Source organism: Micromonospora sp. DT228, assembly GCF_049841595.1.
GTDB lineage: Bacteria > Actinomycetota > Actinomycetes > Mycobacteriales > Micromonosporaceae > Micromonospora.
On the sequence record NZ_JBNCKO010000007.1, the window covers coordinates 331,042 to 351,159 of the forward strand.

Genomic DNA, 20,118 nt, shown 5'->3' on the forward strand with positions numbered 1-20,118 from the left:
GGCGTGCCTGAGCCGCACGCCGGTCCCGCCGCCATGCTGAACGCTTCCGGAGACTCCCTATGGCAACATTGCCGCGCACGAGACCCAGGAACCGGCGGCTGGTGTCGCGCAACACGGTCGCCGGCTGGTCGTTCATCCTTCCCAACTTTCTCGGCTTCGCCCTGCTCACCCTGCTTCCCGTCGTCGTGCTGTTCTACGTGGCGTTCACCAACTGGAACGTCTTCGGGGTGGCCGAGTGGACCGGCACCGCGAACTTCCGGCGGATGTGGGACGACTCGAGCTTCTGGACCGCGCTGCGCAACACCGTCTACTACGCCGTCTTCCACATCCCGCTGACCCTCGCGGCGGCACTCGGGCTGGCGCTGCTGCTCAACCGAAAACTGCGCGGCGTACGGTTCTTCCGCACCATCGCCTTCTTCCCCTACATCACCTCGATCGTGGCGATCGCGGTCGTCTGGAACCAGCTGTTCAGCCCGGAGTACGGCCCGATCAACGCTCTCCTCGGCGCCCTCGGGGTGGACAATCCGCCGGGCTGGACCGCGTCGGCGACCTGGTCGATGCCGGCGGTCATCATCGTCGGCACCTGGCGGTACATGGGCTACTACATGCTGCTGTTCCTGGCCGGCCTACAGACCATCCCGGCCCAGCTCTACGAGGCGGCCGAGACCGACGGCGCCTCACCGTGGCAGCGGTTCGTGCACGTGACCCTCCCCGGGTTACGAACCACGACCTTCTTCGTCACGGTGCTGCTCACCATCGAAAGCTTCAAGGTCTTCGACCTCATCCTCGTGATGACCGGCGGCGGACCGGGCCAGTCGACACTTGTGCTCTCGCAGTACATCTACCAGAAGGGCTTCGAGGAGAACCAGTTCGGCTACGCCTCGGCGGTCTCCATCGTCCTGTTCGCCATCTGCTTCGGCATCACGGTCATCCAGTTCATGGTCAACAAGCGGAGGAACAGCTGATGACCGCGACCGACCTCTCTTTGCCCACCCCGGCCCTCGCCGCGCCCGGCAATCGCGCGCCCCGCCGACGGGTCCGGTCCCTGGGCGGGCGGCTCCTCGGTTACGCCGCTCTCGTGCTCGCGGCGGCCGGGCTGCTGCTGCCGTTCTTCTGGATGGTGGTGGCGTCGTTGAAGACGAACAACGACGTCTTCACCATCCCGATCACCTGGCTCCCCGATCCGGTGGTGTGGCGAAACTACGTCGACATCTGGCAGCGCTCGGACATGACGACGTGGCTGTGGAACACCCTGCTGCTGTCGGTGATCGTCACCTTCCTGCAGGTGCTCACCGGCAGCTTCGCGGCCTACGGCTTCGCCCGCGTCCGCTTCCCCGGCCGCAACCTGCTCTTCCTGGCGTACGTCGGGACGATCGCGGTGCCCTGGCAGTCGTACATGATCCCGCAGTTCATCCTCATGTCGAAGCTGCACCTGGCGAACACGCTGTGGTCGATCGTCGCGATCCAGGCGTTCGGCGCGATCGGCGTGTTCCTGATGAAGCAGTTCTACGAGACGATCCCCGAGGAACTCAGCGAAGCGGCGCGTGTCGACGGGCTCAGCGAGTACGGCATCTACCGACGGATCATTCTGCCGCTGTCCCGGCCGGCGCTCGCCAGCCTGGCCCTGCTGATGTTCACGACCACCTGGAACGACTACCTCGGCCCGCTCGTCTACCTGCGCAGTCCGGAACTGCGCACCATCCAGTTGGGGCTGAACACCTTCATCTCCCAGTACAACGCCGAGTACGCGCTGATCATGACGGGCTCGGTGCTGTCCGTGCTGCCCGTCGCGGTCATCTTCCTGCTCGGCCAGCGCTACTTCATCGAGGGCGTCGCCTCGACCGGACTGAAGGGGTGAGGCCCGTGCGTTCGCGCCACCACACCATCACCGCCGTCTTCGACGGGGTCTACGTCGCGCTCACCACCAACCTGCTGCTGGTGCTCGGTTGCCTGCCACTGGTGACGCTCGCGTTCACCACCGACGCGGCGCGGTCCTGGCCGCTGTACGCGCTGACCGCCCCGCTCTGCGCGCCCGGGCTCTGCGCGGCCTTCGCGGTCATGTCCGCCTACTCGGCCGGCGACACCGGCGGCGTGCTGCGCACCTACGGCCGCGCCTGGCGAGCCACCGCCCGGCCGGCGATGCTCTGGACGGCGGCTGCCATGACCGCCCTGGTGGTACTCGCCGTCGACGCACGTGCCGCGTGGGGCCACCGGGTCGGGGCACTCGCCCTGCCGGTGCTGGCGACCCTGATCGTCCTCACCGTCGCGACCGCGCTGCTCGGGTTGGTGACCCTCGCCGACCGGCCCACCGCGCGGTTGCGCGAGGTGGCCCGCACCTGCGTGTACCTGGCGGTGCGTCGGTGGTACCTCACCGCCGTGTCCCTGCTTGTGCTCGTGCTGCTCGCGCAGCTCCTGGCGGCCCGCCCCGCGATCGCGCTCGGCCTCGCCGCCGCGCCGCTGCTCTACGTCGTCTGGGCCAACAGCCGCTTCACCCTGCGCGCCGCCCTCGACCCACCAACGGCCGCACCCCAGCGCGCCTGACCAGCACGTCCCGGCCACCGAGCCGGGACGCCGACGACACACCCGCCCGGCACCGGACCGGACCCACGAGGGAGAACAGCATCCATGACGGCGACCGACGTCCGTGCCAGCTCCGACGCAGAGGCCACGGCGGCCGCGGTGGCCGCCGCGATACGTACCGTCGACGCGAACATCGCCACCTTCGGCGACCGGTACCCCGCGGACACCACCGACGCCAACCGCTACCCGCTGCGGCCACCGAGCGCCGGCCAACCCGAGGGCGCCAACGTCGGCTGGACCACCAGCTTCTGGCCCGGACAGCTCTGGCTGGCCCACGACCTGACCGGTGACGACCGCCACCTGCGGGCCGCGCTGTCGCACGTGGACAGCTTCGCGGATCGGGTGGGCCGGGGCATCGACCTGGACACCCACGACCTCGGGTTCCTCTACACCCTCTCCTGCGTCACCCCGGCCCGCCGTACGAACGATCCGCGGGCCCGAGGCGCGGCGCTCGCCGCCGCCGACCACCTGATGACGCGCGTCCTCGAACCGGCCGGAATCATCCAGGCCTGGGGCGACCTGAACGACCCCCGCCAGCGGGGCCGCACCATCATCGACAGCCTCATGAACACGCCGCTGCTCTTCTGGGCCAGCCAGACCACCGGCGACGACCGCTACGCCGCCGCGGCCCGCCGGCACACGGCGCAACTGCGCCAGCACATCCTGCGCCCCGACGGCACCACCTTCCACACCTTCTACTGGGACACGGCCAGTGGCGCGCCGCTGCGCGGGGAAACCGAACAGGGCCACGCCGACAACTCCTGCTGGGCGCGCGGGCAGGCGTGGGGCATCTACGGGTTCAGCCTCAACCACCGGCACCTCGGCGACCCCGCGCTGCTCACCGCCGCGATGACCTGCGCCGACCGTTTCCTCGCCCACCTGCCCGAGGACCACGTCGCGTACTGGGACCTGGAGTTCGGCGACGGCAGCGGCCAGGAGCGGGACAGCTCGGCCGCGGCCATCGCCGTCTGCGGCCTGCTCGAACTCGCCGACAACCTCACCGACCCGGACAGCGCCGGCCGGTACCGCACGGCCGCCGCCGAGATCCTGCGCTCGCTCATCGACCACTACTCCACCGGCGGTCAGCCGGGCTCGAACGCGCTGATCCTGCACGGCGTCTACGACAAACCCAAGGACGTCGGCGTCGACGAGGGAACCCTGTGGGGCGACTACTTCTACCTGGAAGCCCTCACCCGCGCCACGATCCCGGGCTGGACCAGCCCCTGGTGAGCACCGCGACCGACCCGCACTGCCCCACATCCTGTGAAAGGTGACCATGGACTACCGCTACCACTGCACCATTCCCGCCGCCGACGGCCGGAACACGCTGCCCGTCAATCCCTGTCGGCTGCTGGACTTCACCCTGCTGCGGCTGTCGGCCGGTGAGTCCTGGACCGGCGAGTCCGGTGACCGGGAGATCCTGGCCGTCATCCTCGGCGGCACCGCCAACTTCACCGTCGCCGACCACCATTTCCCGCAGGTCGGCAGCCGCCCGGACGTGTTCTCCGGCAAGCCGCACTCGGTCTACCTCCCGGCCGGCTCCTCGATCACCGTCGAGGCCGTCACCGACGTGGAGATCGCCCTCCCCAGCGCCCCCAGCGACCTGGCCACCGACCCCTACGTCATCGCGCCGGAGCAGGTCGCGACCGGCCGTTGGGGAGCGGCCAACTTCGGCCGCAACTACCACCAGATCCTCACCGAGGTCGCCCAACCGGACCTGCCCGCGCGTCGGCTCATCGTCGGGGAGACCTACACGCCCTCGGGCAACTGGAGCACCTACCCGCCGCACCGGCACAAGGTCGACGACCTGCCCGCCGAGGCCGCACACGAGGAGATGTACTACTACCGCGTCAACCCGGCGGACGGGTTCGGTATCAGCCGGGTCTACACCGACGAGGGGTACGAGGAGAACGTCACCATCCGCGACCACGTGATGCAGATGATGCCCGAGGGCTACCACACCGTGGTCAGCGCGCCCGGTTACACCACCTACTTCCTGTGGTTCCTGGCCGGCACACAGCGCACCCAGGGCGCCCGCGAGGACGCCGCCCTCGCCTGGGTGGGCCAGACCGTGCCGACCCTGCGGAGTCTGGGCCTGTAGCGACGGCCCTGGGTCACGCCTCGGGCTCGCGAACGTCGGTTGCCTCCCGCCCGATCGGCGGGGCGGGAGGCTCCAACGGCGCTCCCCTGCCTCGCAGCATGTCGAGCAGTGCGACCAGGGTCAGCACTCCGGCCACCACGCTCAGCCCGGCCATCGGCGACCAGTGGGCCAACGCCGGCGTGAACAGCAACAGGGCCACCGACCCGATGACGAGGGCTGGGGACACCCGGCCGAAGATCTCGTACTCCAGGCGCCGGAGGAGTTGCGTCTAGCTCGCTCCCTCGGAGGTGGTCCCGCTCCACGAGCGCGTCCGATCGGGTTCGAGGTGCGGCTGCTCGAGGCCCCCGGTGAGCCACCGGTCGAGCCAATCCACCAGAGAGATCCCCTCCGCGTAGAACGAGTGCTCGCCAAGGCCCGAGTTCGGGTCGAAGCCCCACATCATCGCGCCCCGACCCAGGCAGTCGACATACGAGTAGATCGCGCATCCCCAATAGGCGATCGGCAGCAAGCCGGCGGGTTCTCGAGGGCTGAGCAGGTCGATCGCCGTACGCCCGAGATCGTCCGTGCAACCGCCCGCGACGCCCAGCACGGGACCGAAGCCGCCGTTGGCGACCTCCAGGTAGACGCGTCGAAGCAGCGGTGGCAGCGGATGCCCGAGCACCTGTTCCGCGTCGTTGACCGCGTGCGCGGGGGCGGGCGCGAGCGGCGGCAACGGGTCGACGGCGTCGGCTGCCAGCGCGGCACGATGCTCCTGCGACCCCCGCACCACAAGCGACCGGGTGTCCTCGGGCCGGGGACTCACGATCCACGTGCCGTCCGCGTCACGGTGGCCGGGGCGGATCGACACGTCATCGCTGTAGTCGCGAGCTGCCACACGAGCGGCGATGCCCCGCAATACGTCGTCTTCGCGCACCCGCTCAGTATCCCTGCCGGTCGACCCGGCAGATGCCCGCCGAAGGCCAGAGGCCGTCCGAGGAGGACCGCCCGCGGGCATCACCCGATGGGTACGGCCGCCTGCGTCGCCCGGAGGAACGTCAGCGCCTTCGACGCGAGCATCTCGGTGCCGGCGTACGAGGCACCGCCGACGGCAAACCAGACCTTCACCACCAGGTTGTCCGTGCGCGCGTGGACCATGTACTCGGCGTACTTGAAGCCCGGCTCGGAGCGCTTGGTGAAGGCTTCGGCCTCGTCGCCGACACCGGGGATGGCACCGGCCGGAGTCATCACCGTCACCCGCTCCGTCGACCGGTAGAGCGACCGGGCCTCCTCTGCGCTGGCCGGAGTGGACGCCTCCACCCGCAGGTTCGCCTCATGCCCATCCTTCGTCCGCATCTCGAACAGGCACGCCACACCCGGGCGCCCCAGCGGCGGCTTCGGATCGGTGCGGGCAACCGTCAGGGACAAGTCCGCCAACGGCCGAAGATCGGTGCGCTTGCACAGGTCCAGATCCTGCGCGCGGTAGACGGGGCCGACCGAGGCGGTGGGCGCGGTGGCGGCAACGCTGCTCGTGGTCGCGCCGGTGGTCGGCGCGCCCACCGGATCCGCGGGGCCGTCACAGGCGGCGGTGGCGAGCAGCGCGACGAGCGCCATGACACGACGGGGCACAGCGACCAGCGCGGACACGGTCCGACCCTACCGGCCCCGACGCCGGCGGACTGCCCGGGCGGCAATCCACTGTGGTACGAGGGCTGCTGAGCGTGGCGTGCCCGCCGACCGACCCTGGGATGATTCGATGTGGGTGTCTGACGTGCGTGAAGCCTGGTCGGAAGGGGTGTGGTCGGGGTGACGGCTGAGGTGCCCACGCCGGCGGGTCTCCGTGCGGGGGTGGCGGCGCGGCTGGACCTGGCGGCGATCGTGGCACTGGTCAGCCGAATCGCCCCGACCGGTCGGCCGACGCTGGTGGGGGTGGAGGGGTTCGGTGGCGCCGGGAAGACAGTCTTCGCTCGACGGCTCGCCCGTGCCCTGGGCAGTTCCCATCTGGTGCACCTGGATGAGTTTCTCGTCGAGGGTGTGGTCAGCGACGAGGACAAGAGTGACTTCGATCGCGCGGAGTTCGCCCGTCGAGTGTTGGCGCCGGCTTCGCGCGGAGAGCTGCGGGAGTATCGGACGCTGACGGGGTTCGAGGGCGGACCGGGCCGGCGGGTGCGGGTCCCGGCGGTGCGGTACCTGATCGTGGAGGGCGTGTCCGCGTACCTCGGTGAGCTGTGGCGCTACTACGACTGTCGGATCTGGGTCGACGCGCCGATGGAGGTGGCGAGGGAGCGAGCCAAGCAGCGCGACATCCGGCGGGGGATCTACGACTCCGGCTTGTGGGATGTCTGGGAACGCTCGGAGCTGGCCTATCGCGCGAAGCACCGGCCGCATGCGACCTGCGATGTGGTTTTCGACAACGGGGCTGATCGCGGAGAATTCGGCGGGTAAAGGGGTCAGCGGGCTGAGTGCGTCCGGGAGGCGGAATCCCTCGTCGCGGCAGCATCCCTGGCAGGGTGTCGGGGGTCGGTCGTAGGTTCTGCAACCGTGAGCGCCCTTCAGACCTACCGCTACCGCCAGCCGTCCACGCTGCACCGGGGTGACCTGGCGTTGCAGACCAGCGGCGGGCCCGCGACCAACCCGCGGTTCTTCTCCGGTTTCCTGACGACTCCGCAGGCGGCGGCCGCCGGGCTACTGGCGGTCGCCGAAGTCGCCCGGACCCGTTACCACCAGCCGGTCAGCCCGGCGAGCCTCGATCCGGTGGTCACCGGCAGCCGGGACCGGATGCGCTTCGAGTCGTTCTCCGGCTGCTGCGGGGTTTACGCGCGGCTGGACGTCGTGCCGGCCGGGTTCGACGGCGACATCGTCGAGCACGGCACCACGAACGTCGACGTGAACGCGCCGCTGCGGGAGGCGCTGGCCCGGGTGGGTGGCATCGACCCGTTGCACCTGTCGGTGGGGCCGGATGACCTGACGGTGTCCACCCTGGACGCCGCGGTGGTGGAGAAGAAGGTGCCGCTGCCCGGGCGGTGGCTGCGGGGGTTCGCCGAGGTCCATCTGATGGCCACGACCATGCGACGGCGGGCGGAGGTCCCGGCGGCGGAGGCGGCCGCCTTCCTGCGCCGACTGCCGGCGGGTAACGACCGGTCGGTGCTCTGGGTCGTGCCGGCCGGGCGTTCGCTGCGGCTGACCTCGCGCCCGGTGCCCGGCGCGGTGTGCCTGGCCGGCGCCGGACGGCTCGCCACGCTGCGGGGGCTGCTCCGGTACGCGAAGACCCTGCGGGTGTACGGGCCACCGGCGGCGGCCGGGTCCCCGCCGCTGCCGAGCGTGTGGGAGCTCGACACGGGCGCGCTGCGGCTGTCGCTGACCCTGTCGCCGGAGTCCTACCGGGGCTTCTCCGGCGAGGGCGGCGCGCTGACCGCGCTCGCCTCGGACGACGTCGCCGACGACGCCGCGCTCGTCGGCACGCTGCTGTCCTGGGAGCCGACGATCGACATCCACGCGATGGCCGCCGCGGCGGGGATCTCGGCGGACCGGGTCCGGGCCGCGCTGACCCAGCTGGGCACCGCCGGCCGGGTCGGCTTCGACGTGGCCGAAGCGGGCTACTTCCACCGGGTGCTGCCCTACGACGCCGGCCGTGCCGAGCGGGACAATCCCCGGCTGGTCGGGGCGCGGGCGCTTGTCGAGGCGGGCGCGGTCACCCCCGACGGCGAGGCGGCGACCGTACGCCACGGCGACGAGGTCTACCGGGTCCGCCGCCGGCCGGACGGCTCGTACACCTGCTCCTGCCCCTGGTGGGCGCGACACCGCGGCCAGCGCGGGCCCTGCAAGCACGCGCTCGCCACGACGATGGTGGGCGCTTCGGTGGAGGTCGGGGCGTGAGCGATCCGTACGAGTTCCTGGCCCGGGGTGACGTCGGCGCGGCCGTCGACGCGGTCACCGGCCTCGACGAGCAGGGACGGCGGTCGTTCGCCGACGGGCTGGTGGCCCACGTGCGCCGGCGGCGCGACACCTGGTGGTGGAACACCGAGGCGACGGCCCTGGCGGTGGCCGCGGTGGGGTGCCTGCCCACCGCCGCCGCGACGGCCGACCTGCTCGGCCGGCGCAACGTGTCGCTGCGGGGCGCCGACGCCGAGCTGGTGGTCCAGGTCGCGCGGGCGCGCGGGGTGCCCTGGCTGGCCGAGCTGGCAACCCGGCTGGCGGATCGGCTCCGCCGGGGCGACCCGATGGACGGCTGGGAATTCCTCGCCGAGCTGATCACCGCCGAGAAGGCGGCGGCGCCCACCGGTGACCAGTTCGTCGAGGGGTGGCTCGCCCTGATGGCGTGGCCGCCGGAGGCGCAGCGACCGGTCCCGCTCGTGGACCGGCTCCGGGCGGACGTGTTCCTCGACGCCCTGGTGCCGCGCCTGTTCGAGGTGGACGGCGTCGGGACGCGGATGTCCTTCGACGAGTTCATGACCGACGAGGATCACGCCCTGCCGCGAGCGCTGACGCGGCTGGCCGGCGAGGGCCGCCTGGACCGGACGATGCTGCTCGACGGCTGTGTGAGCCGGCTGTTGCGCGGCGACCGACCGGCCGCGTTGCGCGCGTTCGTCACCCTGCACGGCCTGCTGGAGCCCACCGCCAGCGAGGTCGACAGGCGTCGCGGAGACTACCTGCGTCTGCTCGCCGACGCCCCCGGCAACGTGGCGTCGATGGCGCAGAAGACGTTGCGGGCTCTCGACGGCGTGGAGGTCGAAGGGCTGCTCGACGCGTCGCGGGCCGTCCTCGTGCGGCCCGACAAGGCGCTGGTCCGCGCCCAGCTCGGCTGGCTGGACCAGCTCGCCCGCCGGCACCCCGAGCGGGCGGCGGAAATCGCCGAGGTCGTCGCGACAGCCGTCGACCATCCGGCGGCGGACATCCGCGACCGGGCCGGCACGCTGGCCGCCCGGCACGGGCACGTGGCCGCCCCACGGATCGTCATCGGTGCGGTGGGCGACGACCTACCGCCACCGGCCGGACCGCTGCCCGCGCCCCCGGCCATCACCGACCCGGACGAGCTGGCGGAGGAGGCCGCCTCCCTGCTCAGCGGCCCCACGACGGCGTCCGGCCTGGAACGGGTCCTCGACGCGGTGGTCCGCCTCGCCGGTGCCGACCGGGCCCGACTGAAAGACGCCCTGCTGCCGGTGCTGCGACGGCACCGCACCAGCGCGGAGGAACACCCGTGGGATCCGTGCTGCCTGTGCGGTCTCCTCGGCGGGGTGCTGCACGCGGCGGCCGACCCGGTCGAGGCGGGCGCACGGCGGGGACGGTGGGCCGCGACGCTCGCGGTGTTGCGACGCCGCACGTCCGGCGGACCGTCCCGCGATCCACGGGTACCCCCGCCGCATCGGCTGCTACGCGCCCGGCTGGCCGAGATCGGTGACCGCGTCGGCGCGCCCCAGCACCCCGGTCTGCTCGCGGCCCCGACCACGGCGAACGGCGCCATCGACCCGGAGGTGCTCTACGACCGCCTGGCCCTGCTCGGCCAGCGCGAGGCGTGGGAAGTGGACCTGACGCAGGCTATGCTGCGGCTGCCCGCGCGTGTCGACGAGCCCCTCGCGGCCAGGGCCGCGGCGCTCGGCACGCCCGCCGGTGACCGGCTCGCCGGATGGCTGCGGGCCGGCGGCCTGCCGACGCCGGACCATCGGGTGGTCACGCTGCCCCGCCAGGAGCGCCGACAGAGCTACTACCGGGGGTACGACGAATCGCCTCGGCAGCGGACCCACGTGGCCCTCAGCCCGCCGGAGGGCGTCGACGACCCCTTCGGCCTGCTCACCGTGCCGGCCGGATCCGTGGAGAGCTACGTCGGCGACGCCGCCCGGCTCTGGCCGGCCGTGCTGCCCGGCTACCGGGGGCTGGTCGCGGCGTACGCGTTGCCCGACATCGCGAGCGGCGCCGACCAGGACGTGTCCGGTGGCGCCGCGATCCTGCCACTGCTCGCCGAGTGCGGCGGCGACGGCGGTCCCGCCGTCGACCTCGCCCTCGCGTACGGCCTGGGCGCCCGACACGAGTCCGACCGGGTCGCCACCGTGGACACCCTGCTGATGCTGGCCGCCGCCGGCGACCTGGACGCTCCCAGGGTCGGAGCCCACCTCGGCATCCTCGCCGCCGTCGGTGACCTCACGCCGAACCGCGCCGTGCAGCCGCTGCGCGACGCGGCCGCCGCCGGTGCCCCGCTCAGCATCTGGCGCCTGCTCGCCGCCGCGTTGCCCCTGCTGCTGGCTTCGCCGAAGGCCCCGCGCGGCACCCCGGACCTGTTGAGCCTGGCGGCGGAGACGGCGGGCGCGACCGGCGCCCGGATCGACGTGCCCGGCCTGGCCGAAGTCGCCGCGCGCGGCGGGTCGAGCCGGCTGGTCACCGAGGCGCGGCGCCTGGCCGGCGCTCTCGACAGGTGACGCCTGGCCGAGGGGGATGACCCGCGACCAAGGCAGTGGGAGATCGGGGTGGGCGGGTCCGCGAGGTGACATCACCTCGCGGGCGGCTGTACGCGCCACTCCTGCCGGTAGTCGGGGTGCTCGTAGTAGGACTGCGCCAGCACCCGGACCGCGTACGCCAGGCCGGCGAAGCGCTCGTCAGAGGGGTCCATCGCCTCGTACTCCCGTGCCAGCATGTCGACCAGGTCGAGCATCGGCAGATGGCTGTCGAGCAGCGCTTCAGCCCCGAAGCGGTAGGACACCTCGGCGAAGGCGTGGTTGTCCGCCTCGTAGCGGGCGTGCAGGAATCGCAGCAGATCTTCCACCGGCCGATTCTCGCGCGCCACACCACCATCCGCAGTGTCTGCCCTGTTGTCAGGGGTGGGGTTGTTGGGGCGTGGTCCGGCTAGCGGCTCTGGGGCATTGGACGGTAGGGCAGTTGGGTGCGTCGGTGGCGTCGCAACCGTTCTGTTCGCGGAGGCGGCGCCACTGTTCGTGCGCGGCGAAGATGCGGTTCAGGCCGTCGTGCTCGTCGCGTAGTTCGAGAAACTCGTCGAGGAGGTCGAACAGGGCCTCGACAGTGCGGGCGTCCAGATCGGGAGCCATGTGGCGAAGGTTCTTGGGACCGGTGGGTTCGGTCAGGTGAGCGACAATGCTCCACCAGACGTGGTTGTTGAGGCAGGCAGCTCGAGTCACCAGCCACGGTTGGAAGCCGCTCAGCAAGGTCCCTGCGTTCGCCTGGTTGCACCCTTCGACGAAGGCCACGACACTGGCGAAGTCTTCTCGGATGAGCCACATTCCAGGACGCTTGCGGACGTTGGCGAACAGGTCCCGGTAGTTGGTGATCGTGATCGTCACAGCCGGATTGTGCCTGCTTGTTGGCCGCGTAGCGACATGGCCCGGCCTTGTCCGGCCGGGCCTGCACGGGTCCGCGTCCAGTCCAGGACCGCGATGACCTCGACCTCGACCATGAGGTTCGCGGTCAGTGGCGGTTGAGCTGCTGCTGGATCCGGGCAATCGCCTGGGTCAGCTCGTGCAGGGCGGTCACCTCCCGTGCCTCGGACGAACCCTCGCGGCTCAGCCGGTCCACGTCCCGGGCGAGTGCGCGGAAGCTGTATCGGGCGCTGTTGAGCTGCTCGATCGTTCGGATCGGGGACCGCTCGTAGCGCTGCACCAGCGCGTTGAACGTGGCCACGCAGGCGGCGACGGCCTCGGCGCGCGCCACCTGCTTCCGTACCTCCCGGACAGTGTCCAGGCTGGCCCGGATCGTCCCGGCCAGGTCGCGACTGGGGGCGCCCACCTTGGGGTCCCCGGTGGCCTGCGCGGCCAGGCGCTCGGCCTCCACCAGCACGTCGTGCGCCTCGTCGAGAGTCGGCGTCCGCTGCCCCTCGAACTGATCGAACAGGCTGCGGAACAGCGCCACCGCGTGCAGGAAGGCGACCAGGTTGCAGCGGTCGTCGATCGCTTCGGCCGCTTCGAAGTACGGCTGTGCGCCCTGGTAGTCCTCGTTCTCCAGGGCTTCCATGCCGACGGTCAACTCGTCCTGGACCAGCCACTCGATGAGCCACTGCAGGGTGTCGTCGTCGATCGGCTCCGCGTCGGCCCTCCGCCGTGCACGCCCGATCAGGCGGAACCCACGGGCGGCCGCGCGTTCCTGGGCGTACGAGCGGATCGCCAGGAAGTGTTCGCTGTCGCCGATCGCGCCCGCGCACGCGTCCAGGAGGTCCAGGGCCGCGCGGGTGTTCCCACGGCGCAGCGCGTGACGCGCGGCCTCGATCTGCGGCTCGCTCTCACGCTGGGCGATGACCCGCAACAGCTTCTCGAAGCGGCCGGCCTCGGCCGTCGCCCGGGCCTCGCCGAGCTTGCCCGCGAGCAGGAGGACCACGCACAGGTTCTGTTGCAGGATCGGGTGGTCCGGCCGGTCGCGCAGCCGGTCCCGGATCCGCTGTTCCGCCTTGTCCAGCAGGCCCCGGTCGATGAGCTGGTTCAGCTCGGCCGCGAACGCGCTCAGTTCGGCCCGGTCACACTCGGCGGCCAGCGCGGCCGCGAGCCGGATGCCCTGCGGATCCTTGGCCTGCTGCCGGGCCACCGAGATCGTCTTGGCGGCCTCGGCGAACTCGCCACGCGCGATCTGGCAGCGGCCCCGCAGCAGCCAGGCCGAAAGGCTGCTGCGGGTCAACTCCAGCGCCTCGTCCACCAGGTCGAGGGCACTGTCATAGTCGTCCTGACCGGCAGCGCGTTCGGCGCGCTCCAGCAGCCGCTGGACCTTGAGATCCGACTCGCGGGCCCGCACCGCGCGCATCTGCTCGGCGAGCACCGCGGGGTCGTCCACGGTCACCAGGCCGCCGCTCATCGCCACGTCGTCGGGCGACGCGGTGGCGAACGTCCGCGTCCGGCCGATGTCGACACCCAGGTTGCGGCTCAGGCTCTCGGCCTGCCGGCGCAGCCGGTCGAAGGCCTCGTCGCCGTTCGGCTCGTAGTGCAGGCCACCCATGTCAGTCCCCCACCGGCGGAACCGCGCCGCGGACATTCACCACAACCCCGCGGACCTGCGCCGTCTCGCTGACGTGGTCGAGCTGGGCGATCAGGAGCACGGACCGGCGCAGCTCCGCGCCGCGCAGCTCGTCGCCGGGTGTCAGCGCGGCGATGTCGAACGTCGGATCAGGCAGGGTACGCAGGCAGTCGGCTGGGGTCAGTCGCTGCCGGCGCCGCCACAGTGCCGTCATGGTCACGTCTCCACTTCGCTCAGCAGCTTGTCGCCGAGCAGCGCGAGCAGCTCGGCCTCCTGGTCCTCGATGGCCCGGGCGTACTCGGCGATCTCCCGGCTGCGCTGCTCGATGCTCACGGTCAGTTGCCGGGCGCCGCTGAGGTCGGCGCTGCCCGCCTGGTTCTGCACGAGGTCGTTGATCCGGGCCATCAGCAGCTCGGACCGGGTGTGCATCTCGGCCACGGTGGGGGTCGACACCCGCTTGCCGATCAGCGCGGGCCGGGTGTCCCAGTCGCGCACCTTGCCGTACCGGGACATCCGGGCCAGCAGCGCCTCGCGTACCTGCTCGCGAACCGTCGAGTCCTGCACGTACCGGTCGAGGATCTGCAGGTACGTCTCGGCCGCGTCGCGGTTGGCCCGGCGGGCCCGTTCGTCGTGGTTGAGGATCTGGAGCACCTCGGGATCGCGGGTGCCCAGCTTCTGCGCCTCGCGCAGCACGGCCACGGCGGCCCGGGAGTCGGTCTCGCTCTCGGCCAGGTAGTAACGCAGCAGGCCGACCACCACGTAGACGTCGCTGAACTCGGGGTCCAGTTCCCGGGCGCGGGCGAACCGCTGCAGGGCCCGGTCGATGTAGTCGCGGGCGGCGGACTGGGCGTAGCGCGGGTCGGCCTCGGCCCAGCCGCGCAGCACCGCCATCCCGCGCAGGAAGTGGATGTCGCGCAGGGTACGTTCGGCCTCGATCTCCTCGGCCGGCCGGTTGGCCCGGATCATCATCTCCTCGATCCGGGCGGTCAGGCCCGGGTCGGCGGACTGCGGCGGCCACGTGGCGGTCAGCGCCTCGGCCGGATTCAGCAGGGCCAGCGCGGCCACCAGATGCCGCTCGGTCTCGGCTGCCGAGTGTGTGCCGTCGGCCAGCCAGGTGCTGAGCGCCAGGCCCAGCTCGGCCGAGGCCAGCAGCGGTCCGCGCTGGGTGCCGTCGATCCGGCCGGCGGCCCGCAGCAGCGACTCGAACTGCTCGCGCGCGGCCGGCACGTCCTTCTCGAAGAGGGCCTTGGTGCCGACCAGAATGTTGCGGTTGCGCAGGTCGACCGGGACGTGTTCGGCGAAGTCGTCGAGCCGCTCGACCTTCTCGAAGAGCTCGGCCGCGGCGTCGACGCGGCCGTCCCGGAACGCCGCGAACGCCCGCTGCGCGGTGACCACGCCGTAGAGCTTGCGCACGTTGCCCGGGGCTTCGCGGACGGCCGGGTCGAGCCGGTCGAGCACGGCCTCGGCCCCGTCGAAGTCACGGCGGTCGGCCCGCAGCTGGGCGAGAAGGTACGCCGCCTCGACGTTGGCCGGGTCCTCCCGGTGCAGCTCGGCGAGGCGGTGTTCGGCGGCCCGCCGGTCGTCGAGGCGGTACATGGCGAAGGCGATGAAGAACCGGGCCTCGGCGCGGGCCTGCTCGGGCAGGGTCGCCTCGAGCCGGGTCAGCGCGGGCAGGGCCAGGTCGTACCGTTTGGCCTGGATCTGGGCGAGCGCCTGGAGGTAGGGCCGCAGGTACCGACGCGGGGCCAGCACCCGCAGGTAGAGCATCGCGCCGCCGACGGCCACCAGGAGCAGCACCACGCCGATCAGGAGGGTTTGCCCGATCCCCGCGGAGTTCTCCGTGTCCTCGGCCGCGCCGCCGCCGGCGGCCGGCCCGGTGGTCGTGGCGCCGGTCTGGCCCTCCGCCTGGCCGGCGGCCCCGGGTGGCACGACGATCGTGACGTTGATGTCCTTGTCGCCGCTGCGCACGGTCGCTGGGTACTCGCCCGGCTCCAGTTTCTGCCCCTCCGGAACGGTCACCGTGACCGGACCGCCCGGGGTGGGTTCAGCCGCGGCCGGTGACCCGATCACGATCAGGGCGATCAGCGCGGCGATCAGGACAGCGGCCGGTCGAATGCCTCGTGCCACCATTGCGCCTCCGTCTCGGTCAGCATTCCCACGGCCCGCATCCGGTCGGCGCGGTGGTGCCCGATCTTCGACACCTCGTCGGCGTTCGCCTGCTCGCCCAGCTCGAGCCAGCACTCCCGATAGAGCCGGAGCACCTCCAGATCGCTGGGGTCGGCCTCGGCGGCCGCGTACAGCTCGTCGGCGGCCCGGCTCGGCTGGTGCCATCGCCGGTACAGCCGGGCGGCCCGCAGGTACGGGTCGGTCCCGGCGTCCCGGTCGCTCTTGAGCGCGTCGAGGTCGTCGAGGAGTTCCCGGCTCGCCGGGTCGTCCGGGCCGGGTGGCGGATCCGCCTGCTCGGCCAGCTGCCAGAGCGCGTCGGCCCGCAGCCGCCGGGCCCGCCGGGCGTCGGGCAGGTGTCCGGGCAGGACATCGAGGACCTCGCCGACCAGGTCCCGGACCCGCCGTACGTCGCCCAGCTCGGCGCTGACCTCGGCGGCGAGCAGCGCGCCCCGCAGGTACCGGCCGCCCTCGTCGCGCCGCAGCCAGGAGAGCATCTCGACGGCATGGTCGGGGTTGGCGCTGCGGCGCGCCTCGGCGAGGGCGAGCACGTCGGTGACCGCGTCGATCGCCGCCTGCAGGCCATTCACCTCGGCGGGGCGTACGGCCGGGTCGGCGAACCGGTAGTGCCGGACCACCTCGAAGAGCGACCGCACCTCGGCGGACGCTTCCAGGAAGGCGGGGATCTCGCTGGTCCCGGCGGCGGGATGCAGCAGCGCGTTGCGTGCCTGGTCGGTGACCGCGTCGTCGCCGGCCGGCTCGCCCGGAGCACAGCCGGCGGCCTGCGCGGCCAGGGTGCCGAGGGCATACCAGTCCTGGGCCCGCGGATCGGCGTGGATGCCACGGACGGCCTCCGGTGCGATCGCGGCCAACACGTGCCGGTCGACGCCGAGCAGGTCGCGGGGTGAGGGGAAGCTGACCGGAGGGCAGGGCAGCAGCCACGGATACCACCGACCGGCGGTGCGCCGCAGCACGATGTTGCGCAGGTTCAGGCCGAGCGGCCGGACCGGGCCGGCCAGCCACTGCGGGAGCACGTCGCAGACCTGGCGCAGCAGAAGCAGCCGGTCGCGCCAGTGCGGCGCGGCCGACATGCCCTCCTCCAGCGTCCGGCACTCCGCGCCGGCCTCGTACTCCACGTAGTAGTGGGAGCCGGAGAAGCCGTACCCGGCGATCGGCGCCATCCGCGGGTGCTCGCGCCGCCGCAGCACGGCGAGCGCGTCCCGGAACTGGCGGTCGCTGAACCGCTGGTCGACGAACCTGATGATCCGGGGCTGCTCCGGTTCGCGGTACGCGCGCCACAGCGACCCGCGGTCGGTGACGCCGAGCGGCTCGCCGAGCCGGATCCCCTTCGGGGCTTCCACCTGGGTTACCCCCTCAGCTCCCGGTACAGGTCGTAGAGCTCGTCGCCGAGGTCCTCCACGTCGGGCGAGCCGGACTGCACGGCGGCGACGAAGGCGCGGTACTTCTCGGTGAGCTGCTCCCGGCCGAGCGGGTCGAGCTGCGGGACGAGCTTGTAGACGCGGCGGGCGGTGGACTTGAACTCGTCCGGGGTCTCGGCGGGCGGCGGCGGGAGGGGCTCGGCGCTCGCCGGTGGCCGGCCGCCCGGCGGCTTGGGCAGGCCGCTGTCCGACGGCTTGGGCAGGTTGGTGCGCGGCTTGGGCAGGGTGGTGGTCGTGGGCGGCGGCTCCTCGGTCGTGACGCGGGCCATCACCGCGGTGAGATGCTCGCTGCTCTTCTCGATCTGCTCTCTGGAGGCCCGTACGTTGCACTGCAGCTCGGTCTGCCACACCTGGTTGTCCGGCAGGCCCCGCACCGCGACCTTGAGCAGCCCGTGCACGTCCAGCGAGAAGGTCACGGCGAACTGGTAGTAGCCCTGCTCCTTGGCCTCGGGCAGGACGATCGGCAGCGTGCCGATGAGGTCGTTCTCGAAGGCCACCGGGTGCTCACCCTGGAAGATCAGGACGTCGATCTCCTTGGCGCCGGCGCCGTTTGTGAAGTTGTCCTTGGTGGCCTCGCTCGGTATCCGGCTGTCCTTCTCCAGGATCGGCACCATGTCCGCCCGGTTGGCCAGGATGCCGAGCGTGTGGCTGGTGACGTCCTGCAACACCAGAGCGCCCTCGCTGGCCGCCGGGCGGTCCTCGCTCAGGTCGATCGCGATCTCCTCGCCGCCGTACGACTCGGACGGCGTGTAGTCGCGGGCCACCATCCCGGCGCCGCGCGCCACCACCTCGTCCGGTTTGAGGTCCGCGCGGATGTCCTTCGGCTCCAGTCCGAGGTGCTCGGCGAGCAGGTTCCGGACGCAGGCGATCTTGGTGGAGCCGCCGACGAGCAACACCTGTTCGATGTCGTCGCGTTCGATCCCCTGGCTCTGGTACGCCGACTCGATCGCCTCGTCCAGGCACTTCAGCGACCGCTGCAGCAGGTCGCTGATCAGGCTCTCGAAGACGGCCCGGCTCAACGGGATGTTGACGCTCAGCGTCGGGGTGAGAAACGGCAGGTTCAGCGTGGCCGTGTTGGCGACGGAGAGCTCCCGCTTCCGCATCTCGGCTTCCCGCTTGACCCGCTGCCAGACCGCCGGGTCGCCGGTGAGGTCGACGCCGTGCTGCTTGTGGATCTGCTGCAGCACGTACCCGGTGATCCGGTCGTCGAAGTCGCCCCCGCCGAGCCGAGCGTCACCGCCGGTGCCGACCACGCTGACGTTGCCGGGACTGACCTGCACGATGGAGACGTCGAAGGTGCCCCCGCCGAGGTCGTACACGGCGTACGTGTGGGTCTGGTCGTCGTCGATCTTGTCGGCGCCGAAGCAGACGGCCGCGGCGGTGGGCTCGTTGAGCAGCATGCGTACGTTCAGCCGGGCCATCTGGGCGGCATCCTCGGTGGCCCCGCGCTGCGGATCCTTGAAGTACGCCGGCACGGTGATGACCGCGTCGTGGATCGGCTCGCCCACGATGTTCTCGGCCTGCCGCTTGAGCTCCATCAGGATGAAGGCGGAGATCTCCTGCGGCAGGTACTCGCGGCCGCGGAACCTGATCCGCCGGGGCACGCCGGGGTCGCCGGGGTTGGCCGGCTCCACCTCGTACGTGCCCATCTCCCGCTTGACCTCGATGACCGTGTTGGTGGGATCGCTGACCAGGTTGTTCTGGGCCGGCGTGCCGACGATCACCGCGCGGTCGGCGTCCAGCCCGACCACCGACGGAACGGTGCTGAGACCGAACGCGGTCTCGATGATCCGCACGTCCTTGCCGTCCCAGATGGACACGGCCGAGTAGGTGGTGCCGAGGTCGATGCCGATCACCTTGTGGAATGGCATGGTTCTCCTATTCGTCGCCGGCTTGGATCTCGACGGTCGCCGGGGTGAGTGGCCGCCCGTGCAGCAGGTAGCCGTCCTGCACGATGCGGACGACGGTGCGCGGCGGCGCGTCGGGGAAGGACGATTCGGCCGGCTTCACCGTGCTGACGCAGCGGTGCCGGCTCGGGTCGAAAAGCTCGGCGCCCACGTCGATCGGCACCTTCTCGGCGCCGAGGCGCGACAGCACGCCGGAGAGCGTCAGCGACAGGCTGCGGACGTGCCCCTCGGTGGCCACCGGGTCGGAGAAGTCGGCCCCCTGCAGCATGGTGTCGATCGCGCTGAGCGGCCCGATCAGCTCGGTGGCCAGGTCGCGCAACGCTCGGAAGGCCAGCTGCCCGCTCAGGTCGGAGCGGAGCGCCGCGATCTCGCGCAGCGCGTCCCCGGCCTGGCCGGCCTGCTTCTGACCGGCCTGGTCCAGCCGGGCGACCAGGGCCGTGTTGTCCTCGGCCACCTCTTCCAGCAGGCTGTGGATCTGGTCCAGGCGCTCGGTCAGGTCCGCGGTCGCCGGTGCCGGCTCGACGGATCGGCTGGGTCGTCGCATCATGGCCTCCGCTGGGCGGTCGGGTCGTCGAGCAGTTCGTCGAGCAGTTGGTTGGGCGTCTCGTCCGAGGTAAAGCCCGTGCGGTACAGGTCGGACGACGGGCGCAGCCGCGCCCCCCGGGCGGTAAGGTGCGCGAAGAGCACCCGGTAGAGCACGTCGGTGCGGTGTGCCGGGTCGGTGAAGAACGGCGCGGCCGCCGAGCGGACGGTAAGTGTGCGCAGTTCCGGGTGCTCGCGGTCGAACTCCTCCCGGCGGGCCGGCCGGACCAGAGGGTCGGCGGCGGCGTTGATCCGACGCTGCTTCTCCTCCAGCTCCTCCTTGCGGGCCGGGTCGCTCGCCCCGCGGGCCTCGGTGCGCAGCCGGTTGATCAGCTCGTCGCGGGCCGTGCGGATCTCCGCGATGGTCGCCGTCGGCGCCACCCCGAGCAGCGTGTAGGGCGACGAGCCGTCGAGATCGATCATGAACATC

At 71.8% G+C, this 20,118-nt stretch carries 20 protein-coding genes; 8 read left to right on the forward strand and 12 right to left on the reverse strand.

What is annotated here, in order from left to right; translation table 11 throughout:
- Positions 1-101 precede the first annotated feature (101 nt).
- The 5 genes from ACLQ29_RS17235 (at position 102) to iolB (ending at position 4,681) form a co-directional block, all read left to right on the forward strand.
- On the forward strand, positions 102-965 hold the full coding sequence (locus ACLQ29_RS17235) for a carbohydrate ABC transporter permease (RefSeq protein ID WP_393368326.1): 864 nt from the start codon (positions 102-104) through the stop codon (positions 963-965).
- Positions 965-1,858, forward strand: a complete 894-nt coding sequence (locus tag ACLQ29_RS17240; RefSeq protein ID WP_393368325.1) for a carbohydrate ABC transporter permease — start codon at positions 965-967, stop codon at positions 1,856-1,858. Before ACLQ29_RS17235 ends, ACLQ29_RS17240 begins: the two co-directional genes overlap by 1 nt.
- Positions 1,859-1,863: 5 nt before the next feature.
- A complete protein-coding gene (locus tag ACLQ29_RS17245) occupies positions 1,864-2,541 on the forward strand; it encodes a hypothetical protein (protein ID WP_425755739.1) in 678 nt (225 codons plus the stop codon).
- A gap of 84 nt (positions 2,542-2,625) precedes the next feature.
- A complete protein-coding gene (locus ACLQ29_RS17250) occupies positions 2,626-3,810 on the forward strand; it encodes a glycoside hydrolase family 88 protein (protein ID WP_425772541.1) in 1,185 nt (394 codons plus the stop codon).
- Positions 3,811-3,856: 46 nt separating this feature from the next.
- A complete protein-coding gene (gene iolB, locus ACLQ29_RS17255; protein WP_425772587.1) occupies positions 3,857-4,681 on the forward strand; it encodes a 5-deoxy-glucuronate isomerase in 825 nt (274 codons plus the stop codon).
- A gap of 13 nt (positions 4,682-4,694) precedes the next feature.
- On the opposite strand, the gene ACLQ29_RS17260 is transcribed toward iolB, so the two are convergent.
- The 3 genes from ACLQ29_RS17260 to ACLQ29_RS17270 all read right to left on the reverse strand — a co-directional run bounded on the left by ACLQ29_RS17260 (position 4,695) and on the right by ACLQ29_RS17270 (position 6,304).
- Positions 4,695-4,907, reverse strand: a complete 213-nt coding sequence (locus ACLQ29_RS17260) for a hypothetical protein (RefSeq protein ID WP_425772542.1) — start codon at positions 4,905-4,907, stop codon at positions 4,695-4,697.
- A 42-nt stretch (positions 4,908-4,949) separates the two neighbouring features.
- The gene (locus ACLQ29_RS17265; RefSeq protein WP_425772543.1) at positions 4,950-5,594 is read right to left on the reverse strand and encodes a hypothetical protein; all 645 of its coding nucleotides are present in this window, start codon (positions 5,592-5,594) and stop codon (positions 4,950-4,952) included.
- Positions 5,595-5,674: 80 nt separating this feature from the next.
- Positions 5,675-6,304, reverse strand: a complete 630-nt coding sequence (locus tag ACLQ29_RS17270) for a hypothetical protein (RefSeq protein ID WP_425772544.1) — start codon at positions 6,302-6,304, stop codon at positions 5,675-5,677.
- Between the two features lie 159 nt (positions 6,305-6,463).
- Between ACLQ29_RS17270 and ACLQ29_RS17275 the strand changes: the two genes are divergently transcribed.
- The 3 genes from ACLQ29_RS17275 (at position 6,464) to ACLQ29_RS17285 (ending at position 11,067) form a co-directional block, all read left to right on the forward strand.
- Positions 6,464-7,102, forward strand: a complete 639-nt coding sequence (locus ACLQ29_RS17275; RefSeq protein ID WP_425772545.1) for a uridine kinase family protein — start codon at positions 6,464-6,466, stop codon at positions 7,100-7,102.
- Positions 7,103-7,198: 96 nt separating this feature from the next.
- Positions 7,199-8,533, forward strand: a complete 1,335-nt coding sequence (locus tag ACLQ29_RS17280; RefSeq protein WP_425772546.1) for an SWIM zinc finger family protein — start codon at positions 7,199-7,201, stop codon at positions 8,531-8,533.
- Positions 8,530-11,067: a DUF6493 family protein gene (locus ACLQ29_RS17285; RefSeq protein WP_425772547.1), complete on the forward strand. Its 2,538-nt coding sequence runs from the start codon at positions 8,530-8,532 to the stop codon at positions 11,065-11,067. Before ACLQ29_RS17280 ends, ACLQ29_RS17285 begins: the two co-directional genes overlap by 4 nt.
- A 71-nt stretch (positions 11,068-11,138) precedes the next feature.
- Here the strand turns inward: ACLQ29_RS17285 and ACLQ29_RS17290 are convergent, their stop codons facing one another.
- The 9 genes from ACLQ29_RS17290 to ACLQ29_RS17330 form a co-directional block, all read right to left on the reverse strand.
- Positions 11,139-11,411, reverse strand: a complete 273-nt coding sequence (locus ACLQ29_RS17290) for a DUF6221 family protein (protein ID WP_425772548.1) — start codon at positions 11,409-11,411, stop codon at positions 11,139-11,141.
- A gap of 49 nt (positions 11,412-11,460) precedes the next feature.
- Positions 11,461-11,943: a hypothetical protein gene (locus tag ACLQ29_RS17295; protein ID WP_425772549.1), complete on the reverse strand. Its 483-nt coding sequence runs from the start codon at positions 11,941-11,943 to the stop codon at positions 11,461-11,463.
- Between the two features lie 124 nt (positions 11,944-12,067).
- The gene (locus ACLQ29_RS17300; RefSeq protein ID WP_425772550.1) at positions 12,068-13,579 is read right to left on the reverse strand and encodes a tetratricopeptide repeat protein; all 1,512 of its coding nucleotides are present in this window, start codon (positions 13,577-13,579) and stop codon (positions 12,068-12,070) included.
- A gap of 1 nt (position 13,580) precedes the next feature.
- The gene (locus tag ACLQ29_RS17305; protein WP_425772551.1) at positions 13,581-13,811 is read right to left on the reverse strand and encodes a hypothetical protein; all 231 of its coding nucleotides are present in this window, start codon (positions 13,809-13,811) and stop codon (positions 13,581-13,583) included.
- 2 nt (positions 13,812-13,813) lie between these two features.
- On the reverse strand, positions 13,814-15,727 hold the full coding sequence (locus ACLQ29_RS17310; RefSeq protein ID WP_425772552.1) for a tetratricopeptide repeat protein: 1,914 nt from the start codon (positions 15,725-15,727) through the stop codon (positions 13,814-13,816).
- On the reverse strand, positions 15,691-17,121 hold the full coding sequence (locus tag ACLQ29_RS17315; protein WP_425772553.1) for a hypothetical protein: 1,431 nt from the start codon (positions 17,119-17,121) through the stop codon (positions 15,691-15,693). The genes ACLQ29_RS17310 and ACLQ29_RS17315 overlap by 37 nt, the downstream gene beginning before the upstream one ends.
- Before the next feature lie 5 nt (positions 17,122-17,126).
- Positions 17,127-19,070 (reverse strand): Hsp70 family protein, encoded by a 1,944-nt coding sequence (locus ACLQ29_RS17320; RefSeq protein WP_425772554.1) that lies wholly within the window; start codon positions 19,068-19,070, stop codon positions 17,127-17,129.
- A gap of 7 nt (positions 19,071-19,077) precedes the next feature.
- Positions 19,078-19,650 (reverse strand): nucleotide exchange factor GrpE, encoded by a 573-nt coding sequence (gene grpE, locus ACLQ29_RS17325; RefSeq protein ID WP_425772555.1) that lies wholly within the window; start codon positions 19,648-19,650, stop codon positions 19,078-19,080.
- Positions 19,650-20,117, reverse strand: a complete 468-nt coding sequence (locus tag ACLQ29_RS17330) for a hypothetical protein (protein ID WP_425772556.1) — start codon at positions 20,115-20,117, stop codon at positions 19,650-19,652. The genes grpE and ACLQ29_RS17330 overlap by 1 nt, the downstream gene beginning before the upstream one ends.
- Between the last annotated feature and the right edge of the window lies 1 nt (position 20,118).